The sequence below is a fragment of the Polaribacter sp. M10 genome, from assembly GCF_054968445.1.
Genome location: NZ_JBSSBG010000016.1, coordinates 82,421 through 94,866 on the forward strand (window position 1 = coordinate 82,421; position 12,446 = coordinate 94,866).

At 29.1% G+C, this 12,446-nt stretch carries 10 protein-coding genes and 1 pseudogene; 5 read left to right on the plus strand and 6 right to left on the minus strand.

The window, feature by feature from the left end:
- The first annotated feature begins 107 nt into the window (after positions 1–107).
- The 3 genes from ACWYN7_RS13695 to ACWYN7_RS13705 all read left to right on the plus strand — a co-directional run bounded on the left by ACWYN7_RS13695 (position 108) and on the right by ACWYN7_RS13705 (position 4,400).
- A complete protein-coding gene (locus ACWYN7_RS13695) occupies positions 108–2,294 on the plus strand; it encodes a S9 family peptidase (protein WP_462860539.1) in 2,187 nt (728 codons plus the stop codon).
- A 35-nt stretch (positions 2,295–2,329) separates the two neighbouring features.
- On the plus strand, positions 2,330–3,754 hold the full coding sequence (locus tag ACWYN7_RS13700) for a peptide MFS transporter (RefSeq protein WP_462860540.1): 1,425 nt from the start codon (positions 2,330–2,332) through the stop codon (positions 3,752–3,754).
- A 121-nt stretch (positions 3,755–3,875) separates the two neighbouring features.
- Positions 3,876–4,400, plus strand: a complete 525-nt coding sequence (locus ACWYN7_RS13705) for a thioredoxin family protein (RefSeq protein ID WP_462860541.1) — start codon at positions 3,876–3,878, stop codon at positions 4,398–4,400.
- Here the strand turns inward: ACWYN7_RS13705 and ACWYN7_RS13710 are convergent.
- Genes ACWYN7_RS13710 through surE form a run of 5 tightly spaced genes read right to left on the minus strand, consistent with a single transcriptional unit; the run spans position 4,397 to position 9,107 of the window.
- Positions 4,397–6,415: a ComEC/Rec2 family competence protein gene (locus tag ACWYN7_RS13710; protein WP_462860542.1), complete on the minus strand. Its 2,019-nt coding sequence runs from the start codon at positions 6,413–6,415 to the stop codon at positions 4,397–4,399. The two genes, ACWYN7_RS13705 and ACWYN7_RS13710, sit on opposite strands and share 4 nt — an antisense overlap.
- A gap of 38 nt (positions 6,416–6,453) precedes the next feature.
- Positions 6,454–6,945 (minus strand): C40 family peptidase, encoded by a 492-nt coding sequence (locus tag ACWYN7_RS13715; RefSeq protein WP_462860543.1) that lies wholly within the window; start codon positions 6,943–6,945, stop codon positions 6,454–6,456.
- A gap of 4 nt (positions 6,946–6,949) precedes the next feature.
- Positions 6,950–8,062, minus strand: coding sequence for a lipid-A-disaccharide synthase (gene lpxB, locus ACWYN7_RS13720; RefSeq protein WP_462860544.1), 1,113 nt, complete (start codon positions 8,060–8,062; stop codon positions 6,950–6,952).
- On the minus strand, positions 8,062–8,349 hold the full coding sequence (locus ACWYN7_RS13725) for a hypothetical protein (RefSeq protein ID WP_462860545.1): 288 nt from the start codon (positions 8,347–8,349) through the stop codon (positions 8,062–8,064). The genes lpxB and ACWYN7_RS13725 overlap by 1 nt, the downstream gene beginning before the upstream one ends.
- Positions 8,337–9,107: a 5'/3'-nucleotidase SurE gene (surE, locus tag ACWYN7_RS13730; RefSeq protein WP_462860546.1), complete on the minus strand. Its 771-nt coding sequence runs from the start codon at positions 9,105–9,107 to the stop codon at positions 8,337–8,339. Before surE ends, ACWYN7_RS13725 begins: the two co-directional genes overlap by 13 nt.
- A gap of 338 nt (positions 9,108–9,445) precedes the next feature.
- Here surE and ACWYN7_RS13735 point away from each other — a divergent pair, with 338 nt between their 5' ends.
- Both ACWYN7_RS13735 and ACWYN7_RS13740 read left to right on the plus strand, forming a co-directional pair.
- Positions 9,446–11,584, plus strand: a complete 2,139-nt coding sequence (locus tag ACWYN7_RS13735) for a carboxy terminal-processing peptidase (RefSeq protein WP_462860547.1) — start codon at positions 9,446–9,448, stop codon at positions 11,582–11,584.
- A 71-nt stretch (positions 11,585–11,655) separates the two neighbouring features.
- The gene (locus ACWYN7_RS13740; protein ID WP_462860548.1) at positions 11,656–12,102 is read left to right on the plus strand and encodes an acyl-CoA thioesterase; all 447 of its coding nucleotides are present in this window, start codon (positions 11,656–11,658) and stop codon (positions 12,100–12,102) included.
- A gap of 60 nt (positions 12,103–12,162) precedes the next feature.
- Here ACWYN7_RS13740 and ACWYN7_RS13745 read toward each other — a convergent pair.
- Positions 12,163–12,446, minus strand: a pseudogene (locus tag ACWYN7_RS13745) (sodium/glucose cotransporter); the annotation flags it as partial.

The window sequence follows — 12,446 nt, forward strand, 5'->3', positions numbered from 1 at the left end:
GAAACCTTGCAAAAAGTATGATATAATCAACTTTTCTGGGTTTTTAAGATATTTTTTGTGGATTTTTCCGTAAACTTGGCAAATCTTTATTAAAAACAAAGTCTCAAATGAAAAAAAGCACCATTTTAGTAACAATTTTCACATTGATCACTTCTTTAAATTACTCACAACAAGCATCAAAAAACACTTCTGGCACCAAAGAAATTACTCTCGAAGAAATTTGGGATGGGACTTTTTCTGCCAAAAGAATGAACTCTTTAAACTCTATGAATGGCGATTTTTATTCGCTTTTAAATAGAGATAAAGACAAAAACAGCTCTGTTGATAAATATAGTTATGCCACTTTAGAAAAAGTAGAAACCATTGTAAATAGCAAAGATTTACCAGAAATTGATGGATTTCAATCTTACAGTTTTAACAATGATGAAACCAAAATTATATTAGGCACAAACTTTAAAAAGATTTACAGACATTCTTATACAGGTACTTATTATGCTTACGATATTGCATCAAAAAAAGCAACTTTAATAGGCGAAGATATTCAAGAGCCGATTTTTTCTCCTGACAATCAAAAAGTAGCTTACGCTAAAAACAACGATCTTTTTATCAAAGATTTTTCTGAAAACAAAATTATTCAGGTAACCAAAGACGGAAAAAAGAACAGCATTATAAATGGTATTACAGATTGGGTTTACGAAGAAGAATTTGCATTTGTTAGAGCTTTTGAGTGGAGTAATAACAGCAAATATTTAGCGTATTTACGTTTCGATGAAAGCAAAGTACCCACTTTTTCTATGGATATTGTTGGGAAAGATTTATACCCAAGTCAACAAGTTTTTAAATACCCAAAAGCAGGAGAAACAAATGCAGTGGTTACTTTACACATGTACACAATTGCATCAGAAAACAGTAAAAAAATCGATTTGGGTGATTATGAATATATCCCAAGAATAAAATGGTCTAATGATGATAAAATTTTAGTGGCAACTACTTTAAATCGTCATCAAAATGATTTAAAATTACATAAAGTTGATGCAGTAAAAAATACAACATCTGTATTATTAAACGAAACTGATAAAGCGTATATAGACATTACAGACAACCTTACTTTTTTAGTTGATAATTCTTTTATCTGGACCAGCGAAAAAGATGGGTACAACCATATTTATCATTATGATTTTGATGGAAAATTAATCAATCAAATTACAAAAGGAAATTGGGAAGTAACTCGTTATTATGGTTTTAACGAATCTAAAAAAACAATTTATTATCAATCTGTAGAAAACGGATCTATCAACAGAGGTGTTTATTCTATCAAATTAAATGGAAAAAACAAAAAGCTTTTAAGTAATGAAGATGGGCAAAATTCTGCCGCTTTTAGCACCAATTTAAATTACTTTATCAATACGTATTCCTCTGCTGAAACTCCACCAATTTATTCTTTATACAATGCCAAAGGAAAAATGCTAAAGGTGATTAAAGATAATGCAGCATTAAAGGAAGAATTAGCAGCATACAAAATGAGTCCTAAAGAATTTTCTACCATTAATATTAATGGTAATGATTTAAACATGTGGATGATTAAACCTGTAGATTTTGATGAAAGCAAATCTTACCCAATGTTTATGTTTCAATATTCTGGACCAGGTTCTCAGCAAGTGGGTAATAGATGGAATGCTGCAAACGATTATTGGCATAATATGTTAGCCCAAAAAGGAATGATTGTAGTTTGTGTAGATGGTAGAGGAACAGGTTTAAAAGGTGCAGATTTTAAGAAAGTTACTCAAAAAGAACTAGGTAAATTTGAGGTTGAAGATCAAATAGCAGCTGCTAAAAAATTAGCAGAATTGCCTTATATAGACAAAGAGAATATTGGTATTTGGGGATGGTCTTATGGTGGTTTTATGAGCACAAATGTTTTGCTAAAAGGTAATGATATTTTTACCACTGCAATTGCTGTAGCTCCAGTTACTTCTTGGCGTTTTTACGATACTGTTTATACAGAACGTTATATGCAAACTCCACAAGAAAATGCAAGTGGTTATGATGACAATTCTCCTATAAATTATGCAGATAAACTAGAAGGAAATTACTTATTGGTTCACGGAACTGGAGATGATAATGTACACGTGCAAAACTCAATGAGAATGATAAATGCTTTAATTGAAGCCAACAAACAATTCGATATGTTTATTGTACCAGACAGAACTCACGGAATTTACAAAGGAAGAAATACAAGATTAAATTTATACACCAAAATGACTAATTTTGTTGTAGAACATTTATTAAAATAATCGAATAAAACTAAAGAAATAAAAGGATATATTTTATGAGCAATACAGCTAAACTACCACATCAAAAAGAACTATTTGGACATCCTGCAGGATTGTATGTTTTGTTTTTTGTAGAAATGTGGGAAAGATTTTCTTACTATGGAATGAGAGCAATTTTAACATTATATCTTGCAGCTCCTGTTATTTTAGGAAACCCTCAATCTGGTTTTGGATGGACAAATGGAGAAACACTTTCTTTTTATGGTACTTATACAATGTTTGTCTATTTAACTTCTATTCCAGGAGGCTGGGTTGCAGATAAGTTTATTGGACAGAAAAAAGCAGTAATGTTAGGTGGAATCCTTCTTTGTATAGGCCATGGAATTTTAGCAGTTGATGCGCAATGGGCATTCTTTACAGGACTAGTTTTTATTGTTATAGGAGTAGGTTTTCTAAAGCCAAACATCTCTACAATGGTTGGCGGTTTGTATAAACAAGGTGATGATAGAAGAGATCGAGGTTTTTACGTTTTTTATATAGGTATTAATCTTGGAGCTTTTTTAGGTGCTTTAATTGTTGGTGCTGTTGCTGCTAAATATGGTTGGCATTATGGTTTTGGATTAGCTGGTATTGGAATGGCATTAGGTCAAATTGTATATATGTATGGGTTAAAATATTTACGAACTGTTGGTGATTTTATTGGTAAAGCGGATTCTCCAGATAAAGATTTATTAAAAAAACCTTTAAATAAAATAGAAAAAGATAGAATGCTAGTAATGTTTCTATCATTTTTAATAATTATTGTTTTTTGGGGAGCTTTTGAACAAGCTGGAGGATTAATGAGTTTATATACTGAGCAAAAAACAAATAGAATTATACCTTTTACACTACCTTTAATTGGTAATGAAATCCCTGCTGCTGTTTTTCAATCTATTAACGCATTTTTTATAATTGTTTTAGGTACAGCTGTTGGAGGTTTTTGGCATAGATGGAAAAAAAAGGGAAAAGAATCATCATCATTATTTAAAATGGCAATTGGTGTAATTATTATGGCATTTGGTTTTTTCTTTATGAGCAAAGCTGCATCAGAAGTAATTATGAATGGAGATGAAATTGCAGAAAAATCTGCAATGATCTGGTTAGTACTTGCTTATCTATTCCATACTATTGGAGAGCTTTGTGCATCTCCTGTAGCATTATCATTCATTACAAAGCTAGCTCCTATTAAATATGCATCTTTTATGATGGGAGCCTATTTTGCTGCTACTGGTTTAGGTAATAAAGTAGCTGGTCTAATTGGTGGTTTATCTGAAAATGCTGGAGATTTTGAAGTATTTACTGGAATAGCAATTACTTGTACCCTTTTTGGTCTATTAATTATAGCTATTCTTAAACCTCTAAAAAGATTAACTCATGGAGCAGAAAACATTGCTGTTACAGGAGACAAAGAAACTGAAGGATTCGAATTAGCTGATGAATAAATAGTATTATAAAACCTCATAAACTAAAATTAATGAGTTTTTTTTTATGCTCAAAAATAAGGAAAATTTTAAATCAGCAGATATTTATTAACTTTGGTGTATACTTTGTAAATGTTCATTCATGAAAAAAGCATATTTACTAATACTGATAGTATTCGCTAGTTTTACAAGCAATGCACAAAACGAAATCAATTGGCTTTCTTTCGAAAAAGCAATCGCTTTAAACAAAGAAAACCCAAAACCAATTTTAATAGATGTTTATACAAATTGGTGTGGTTATTGCAAAAAAATGGATAAAGAAACTTATTCTAATCCAATAATTATAAACTATGTAAACGCAAATTTTTATGCCATTAAATTAAACGGAGAAGGCAAAGAAGATATAAATTACAAAGGCTACACATTTAAATATAAAAAAGAAGGCAGAACAGAATTTCATGAATTATCAGCGGCTTTATTAGAAGGTAAATTATCTTATCCTTCAACAATATTTATGTCTGCAGAAGAAGAAATGTTACAAAAAATACCTGGTTATTTATCTGCTGAGAGATTTGAGAAAATTCTCGCTTTTTTTAACACCAAAGCGTATAAAGATCAAGAATGGATTAATTTTGAAAAAGATTTTAAAAGCAATATAAAAAGTTAATCCTTTAAAATATAAGCTCCTTTTTCTGCAGTGTCATGAAAAGGAGTTTTTTTATTCTTAGCTGTTTTTTGCCACCTTTTTGCATAACTTTTGTAGTTAGAACCATCTGCAATAATTTGTTTGGGTTCAATTATTCTTATCAATCTTTCTAAATTTATTTTTGGTGATTGTTGCAACAATACTATCGGATTTTTTAACCCATTTAATTGATACACACCTAAACTATCTACCACCAAAATTGTATTATTTTTAAATTGATAAACATTATCAATGTGATGTTTTATAGTTTCCTTTACGTTTTCACCTATTTTATAAGACACTAACAAACCCGTATTTTGGATAACTAAAGAATCTAAGTCGTGATTTATTTCAATTTGATTTCCAATTCTTTTTCCAAGAACTGAATTTCTAGTTTTATGAAAAACTATAAATTCATCTTTTGTTTTCTTTTGATGATTCTCAAACAGAAAAAAGCTTTGTACACCAAAAACAGAAGCCAGAAAATAAATGAATCTTTTGGGCGATTTTTTCGTCAAAAAAAAGATTCCGAATACAATTACAGCATAGGTTAACAACATCATAAAAAATGACAACGAAATCTCTTTGAATAAAAATTGTTCTTGATGCGAAACCCAACTTACAAAACTGTTCATGGTAGAGATAACATCACCATAAAGGTTTGCCAAAAATTGAGGTAAAACTCCAAATATGGCCAATAGTATAATTAAAATTCCGAAAATTAAAATAGCTCCTAAAAACGGAATAATGATTAAATTAGAAAGCATAAATAATCCTGGAAACTGATGAAAATAGTACAAACTTAAAGGCAAAACTCCTATTTGAGCTGCAATTGAAACCGAAGTTAATTGCCAGATTTTTTTATCAATTTTAAATTTAGGTATGTAAATTTTATACAATTTGGGTTGCACTAAAATAATTCCGAAAACTGCTAAATAACTCATTTGAAAACCAACATCAAATAAAAACATTGGTTTAAAAATCAATAAGAAAAACATCGATGTTAATAACGAAAATAAAGAAATATTCTTCTGTTGAAAAGACATGCCAATTGCTAAAAAAGTAAACATAGTAACAGCTCTTGTTACAGAAGCAGACAAACCAGCAATAAAGGCAAACATCCAAAGTAATAGAACAATACAAATGGTTTTTATGAGTTTTCCTTTTTTTAACCTTTCTAAAGGTTTTAAGAACCACGATAAAATCAACAAAATTATACCAACATGTAAACCAGAAACTGCTAAAATATGAATGGCGCCTGCTTTAGAATAATTTGCTAAAAGTTCTTTAGAAATTTCTAGTCTTTGCCCTAATAAAAGCGCATTTATTACTGCTAATTCATCCTCTTTAAATTGATACTTTTTTAATGATTCTTGAATTTTACTTCTAACTTTTGCTGATAAACCAATTAACGAAAAGCTTTTAAAACCTACTCTTAAAAAGTTATTTTTTGTAAGGTATACTTGTTGATGAATTCCTTGCTTTTGCAGATAAAATCGATAATCAAATTGATGTGGATTTAAAGTCTTTTGAATTGGAATAAAATCAGCTGGTACACTTAATAATTCATCTACTTTAAAAGGTTCTATTACACTATCTTTTGATAAATTTAAAAGTACTTTACCTCTTGTTTTAATGCGATTAACTTGCAAAACCTCAGCTTCAAATTTATAGTGATAAATGCTCGGTTTTAAAATTTTATCAACCTTTAAAATAGCTACAGACTTATCACTTAAATGGTTTTGATAATAGTTTTCATAATTCAAATTGTTGTTTACAAAAACAGTAAAAATCCCTATACAAAAGAAAAAAATAAATGCTAAAATAGTTCTGATAACTTTTTGATTTATCAACAACAATAAACTTAAAAAAATAAAGAATAAGACCGTAATTTTAGCAAAACCAAACTGCCAAATACTTGTATAGAATTGTGTTATAATTCCTAAAATTATAAAAATCACGAAGTGAAGAGGTAAATAACTCAGTATCTTTTTCATATAGCTTGATAAAGATACTAAAATTTTAACAGACTTTCTTACAGTATATTAGTTGCTTTTACAAAGGAGTTTTTCCAATATTTTTCCGACATTGATGAAACAATTACACCTCTAGAACTTGTAGAATGAATAAAGAAAATTTGTCCGTTTTTAATCTCAGTTACCAAGCCCACATGATTAATTTGGTTGGAATTTTTGCTTATCTTAAAGAATAATAAATCGCCTTTTTTAACTTTACCTAAAGCAACTTTTTTACCTTCTTTTGCCATGTATCTAGAAGATCTAGGTAATGGAATATTTTCTGCTCCAAAAGAAACATAAACTACACCAGAGCAATCCATTCCTTTTCTTGTTGTGCCTCCGTATTTGTATTTTACACCTTTATATTGTAACGCATTTGCAACAACAAGATCTGCTTTAGAAATAGATTTAGATTTTGTTTTGCTATGATTATTTACAACACTTTTAGTAGAAGAACAAGAACTTAAAATAAAAAGTAATAGTATAATAAAAAGTAAATTTTTATTCATAGCCTTAAGGCTTTAAATTCTGTATAATTAGTTTCGCTGTTTTTGCTGATGCACCTTTACCTCCTAACTTTTTTTCTAATTCAAAATAATCCAAAAACAATTTTTCTCGGTGTTCTTCATCAAGTATTTTAGATAATTCTTTTTTAAGATTTGTTTTGGTATAATCGTTCTGAATTAATTCTGTAACCACTTCTTTATCCATAATTAAATTTACTAAAGAAATGTATTTTAAAGTTACAATTCGTCTTGCAATTTGATACGAAATAAAGCTACCTTTATAACAAACCACTTGAGGCACTTTAAACAAAGCGGTTTCTAAAGTTGCTGTACCAGAAGCAACTACAGCTGCTGTAGAAATGGATAGTAAATCGTAGGTTTTATTATTGATAAAACTTACTTTTTTGGTTCCGATTATATTTTGATAAAAAGAAAAATCTTGACTTGGAGCACCACCAATTACAAATTTATAATAAGGATAATCATCTACTAAAGATAACATTACAGAAAGCATTTTGGTAATTTCTTGTTTTCTGCTTCCTGGTAATAATGCAATAATGGGTTTGTCTCCTAAATTATATTCTTCTCTAAATTTTTCTACATCAGTTTGTTCTCGATCTGCAATGGCATCAATTAAAGGATGACCCACAAAATCTACATCGTAATCATATTTTTTGTAAAATTCTTTTTCAAAAGGGAGAATTACAAACATTTTGTCTACATCATTTTTTATGGCTTTTACTCTTGTAGCTCTACTTGCCCAAACTTGAGGAGAAATATAATAATTGGTTTTATACCCTTTTTGTTTTGCCCATTTGGCAATACGCAAATTAAATCCAGAATTATCGATAAAAATAATTACATCTGGTTGAAATAATTCGATATCGCTTTTACAAAACTTAATAAAAACAAGTACTTTATTTAGATTTTTTAGCACTTCGAAAAAACCCATAAAAGCTCTTTCTTTATAATGACTTACAAGTGTACCTCCTACTGATTTCATTAAATCACCACCCCAAAATTTAATTTCTGCATCAGCATCTTCTTTGTACAAAGCTTTCATTAAATTAGAACCATGTAAATCTCCTGAGGCTTCACCTGCAATAATGTAATATTTCATCAGATAAACTTTAAAATTAAGGTGGTTAAAGCAATAATTATTGTGGTTAACAAAACACCTTTAGCTCTATTGTCTTGCTTTTTTTTAATAAAAACTAAAAACACAAATAAATTAGGAATTGCAGCTATAGATAGTATTTTGCCATATAAATCTCCATCTTCTATCAATTGTAGAGTTTCGTTAAAACCCACATTAGAAAAATATTCTACATATAAATAACAACCAGCAAGTGTGGCAAATACAGCAACTAAAACTCCTATTAATATTTCTTTTTTTACAGTTCCCAAGAATTTAATTTTTGAATCATATGATGTGCAGTTAAATCGAATTGAACAGGTACAATAGAAATATAACCATTTTCTAACGCATAAATATCTGTGTCTTGACCTTTATCTCTGTTTACAAATTCGCCAGAAAGCCAATAATATTCTTTACCAAAAGGACTTTTTCTTTTGTCAAAATCTTCTTTCCAAACTCCCATTGCTTGTCTGCAAATTTTGGTTCCTTTAATTTCTTCTTTCTTTAAATCAGGAATATTTACGTTTAAAACAATTCCTTCTGGCAATCCGTTTAACAAAGTATTTAAGGTAATATTTTTAACAAAGCTTTCGCAAGGTTTAAAATCTGCATGCCATTTAAAGTCTAATAAAGAAAAACCAATTGCAGGAATCCCTTCTATACCAGCCTCTATTGCAGCACTCATTGTTCCAGAATAAATAACGTTAATCGAAGAATTTGGTCCGTGATTAATACCAGAAACACACAAATCTGGTTTTTTATTTAGAATTTCGCTAACTGCCATTTTTACGCAATCTGCAGGCGTACCAGAGCAAGTATATTCTAATTGCGGACCATCATCTATAGTTATAGGATTACATGTCAATACATTATCAACAGTAATTGCATGTCCCATTCCACTTTGTGGACTATCAGGAGCAACCACTACAACTTCTCCAATTTTGTTCATTATTTTAATTAAAGCTCTAATTCCTGGAGCAGTAATGCCATCATCATTGGTTACTAAAATCAAAGGTCTTTCGTTCATAAAGAATCATTTTTAAACTCTAAATTTAAGTCTTTTGCTTAAATCTAATTTATTTTAATTGATTTTCTTTTTAACATTTTATAAAGAACGAATACCTTAAAATTTAAGTAATATTGTTAGTTAAATAAATAATTTAAAGCGAGCAGATTATAATTCTTAATTTTTCTTAATTTAATTTCTTTACATATTTTTTTAGACTAAAGAAGATAAAACATAATCAATTCTTAAATTTTAAGAGTATTTTTAAAAAGAGTTGGTTTCTAAAAAATTTGGCACTATTTTAGTAGATTAGCAAGTAAGATTAGTAATTTTTAAATACAAATAACGACAGTAGGTTTATGAAGACGAAATTTAAATTTAGCACCTTATTATTAGCAATTGTTTTGTTGATAAATAGTATTGCAATTAACGCATCAGAAAAACTTGAAATAACAAATCTTGATCCAGAAAAAGACAAAGTTTTAATTTATGTTTTAAAAAACATTTTAACTAGAGGACATTTTGTTGTAAAAGATATGAATGATGATTTTTCTGAACACGTTTTTAATTCTTTTATAGACGGTTTAGACAGCAACAAAAGATACTTTACGCAAAAAGATATTAAGGAATTTTCTAAATACAAATACCAAATAGACAATCAGCTTTTACAAGACGATTTATCTTTTTACAATTTAGTTTATGGCCGTTTTTTAACCAAAATTAAAAATGCAAAATCTTATTATGGAGAATTATTAGCACAACCTTTTAATTTTAATAAAAATGAAGTAATCGATTTAGATTATGAAAAAGTTCCTTTTGCTAAAAATGATAACGAATTAATTGATTATTGGAGAAAACAATTAAAACTACAAACATTAAGTAGAATTGAAGAACAAACCAATTTACAAGAAGAAAAACTTAAAAAAGACAAATCATTCAAGCCAAAATCTTTTGCCACTTTAGAAAAAGAAGCAAGAGCTAAAGTGCTAGAAAACATGGATGAATTATACATTAGAATTGAAGAATTAGAACATGATGATTGGTTTTCTACATTCTTAAATTCGGTAGTTGGTGCTTTCGATCCTCATACAACTTATATGGACCCTTCTATAAAAGAACGTTTTGACCAAACCATTTCTGGTAAGTTAGAAGGAATTGGAGCGCGTTTGCAAAAGAAAGGAATTTACACACACGTATTTGAATTGGTTGCTGGTGGCCCTGCTTCTAAACAAGGCGAATTAGAACCTGGAGATATTATTTTAAAAGTAGCTCAAGGTGATGAAGAACCTTTAGATATTGTGGGTATGCGTTTAGATGATGCCATAAAATTTATTAAAGGTAAAAAAGGAACTGAAGTTCGATTAACGGTTAAGAAAAAGTTAGATGGAACTACAAAAGTAATTTCTATAATTAGAGATGTAGTGCAATTAGACGAAACTTTTGTAAAATCGAGCATTGTAGAAAAAGATGGAAAAAAATATGCCATTATAGATTTACCAAGTTTTTACATCGACTTTTCTGATAATAACTATCGAGATTCTGCAAAAGACATGGAAAAAGAAATTGAAAGATTAAAAGCAGAAGGTGTAAATGGTTTAATTATAGATTTAAGAAATAATGGTGGTGGTTCTTTAAAAACTGCCATAGAAATATCTGGATTATTTATTGATGAAGGACCAATTGTACAAGTTAAATATAGAGGAGAAAGCCCTATTATTAAAAATGATATAGATCCTAAAACTCAATGGGATGGAGCTGTGGTTGTTTTGGTAAACGAATTTTCTGCTTCTGCCTCAGAAATTTTTGCAGCAGCAATGCAAGATTATAAAAGAGGAGTTATTTTAGGTGGTAACCAAACTTATGGTAAAGGAACTGTACAAAATGTATTGCCTATCAATCAGTTTTATCCAAAATATAAAAATGACTTAGGATACTTAAAAATGACCATTCAAAAATTTTATAGAGTTAATGGTGGTTCTACTCAAAAAGAAGGGGTTTACTCAGATATAGCAATGCCAAGTAGATTAAGTTATATGAAATATGGCGAACGCGATTTAGAAGATGCTCTAGATTGGGATAAAGTACCACAAGCCAACTATACACAAACCAATACCTATGCAAATTTTAATGATGTTGTTTACAATAGCAAACAAAGAATTGCCAATAGTACAAACTTTAAATTGGTAAATGAATACGCAAAATGGCTAAAGAAAAATCAAGATGATACTTCGTATTCTTTAAATTATAAAACCTATTTTAAAGAAAGTGAAATGAGAGAAAAAGAAGCAGAAAAATTTAAATCTGTTTTCGATTATAAATCAAACTTAACATTTACTTCGCCAAAATACGAGCAATCTTTATTTAAAGAAAATGAAGATTTAAAGGATAAAAGAGTCGCTTGGCACAAAAATTTATCTAAAGATATGTATGTATCAGAAGCACTAAATGTTTTAAGCGAATTAAAATTAAAAGATAAAAGCGAGATTGTTAAAAACTAACAATCCTTAAAATTAATTGATAAGCCTGATAGGTTCTAAACCTAACAGGCTTTTTTTTATTTTAAAATAATATGGAATTTAAAGTAGATTTTACAACAAAATGGTCTGATTTTGACCCAAACAGACACATGCGTCATACAGCTTACAATGATTATGCAGCAGAAGTTAGAGTTCGTTTTTTTGCAGGCCAAAACTTTACACTAGAAGATTTTAGCAAACACAATATTGGACCAATACTTTTTACAGAAGAAACTTCTTTTAGAAAAGAAATTTATATGGGCGAAAATATTTCTGCAAACTTTAAAGTTTCAGGTCTTTCTAAAAACAACGAACGCTGGAAGATAACACACGAAATATTTAATCAAAAAGGGCAATTATCAGCAATTGTGAAAGTATATGGAGCTTGGTTAGATTTAAGAACTCGTAAATTAACATTACCACCAAAAGAAGCTCAAAATCTTTTTTTAAATGTTGACAAAACTGATGACTTTGAAGAAATCATCATCAAAAAGAAATAAAAAAAAACGCCTAATTTAAATATTAGGCGTTTTCTGTAAAAATGAATATGGTAAGTTATTTTACCAAAATAACGAATACAACACTGCTAATAAAATACAGACTACTATAGACCCCATATTAAATAATGGAGTTGTTTTAAATAGGTTTTTAGAAATCTCTATACCTTTTTCATCATCTGCACCTTTGTTTTGTAAATAACTTAATATCATAGTTACTGCCATAGATAATAAAGTTGCAATTCCCATTTGATGCATCCAAGGTTCTAAAGCCGCAATTGGTAAAAACTTTAATGCTAATGCAATCGGAATTGATAAAATAGCTCCCCAAATTGCTGCGTTGTTGG

Bases quoted from the DNA above. Each gene is read 5' to 3' on its own strand.
- surE (WP_462860546.1), bottom strand. From the start codon at position 9,107: ATGAACGAAAGACCTTTGATTTTAGTAACCAATGATGATGGCATTACT.
- ACWYN7_RS13740 (WP_462860548.1), top strand. From the start codon at position 11,656: ATGGAATTTAAAGTAGATTTTACAACAAAATGGTCTGATTTTGACCCA.
- ACWYN7_RS13735 (WP_462860547.1), top strand. From the start codon at position 9,446: ATGAAGACGAAATTTAAATTTAGCACCTTATTATTAGCAATTGTTTTG.
- ACWYN7_RS13710 (WP_462860542.1), bottom strand. From the start codon at position 6,415: ATGAAAAAGATACTGAGTTATTTACCTCTTCACTTCGTGATTTTTATA.
- ACWYN7_RS13695 (WP_462860539.1), top strand. From the start codon at position 108: ATGAAAAAAAGCACCATTTTAGTAACAATTTTCACATTGATCACTTCT.
- ACWYN7_RS13700 (WP_462860540.1), top strand. From the start codon at position 2,330: ATGAGCAATACAGCTAAACTACCACATCAAAAAGAACTATTTGGACAT.
- ACWYN7_RS13705 (WP_462860541.1), top strand. From the start codon at position 3,876: ATGAAAAAAGCATATTTACTAATACTGATAGTATTCGCTAGTTTTACA.
- ACWYN7_RS13715 (WP_462860543.1), bottom strand. From the start codon at position 6,945: ATGAATAAAAATTTACTTTTTATTATACTATTACTTTTTATTTTAAGT.
- lpxB (WP_462860544.1), bottom strand. From the start codon at position 8,062: ATGAAATATTACATTATTGCAGGTGAAGCCTCAGGAGATTTACATGGT.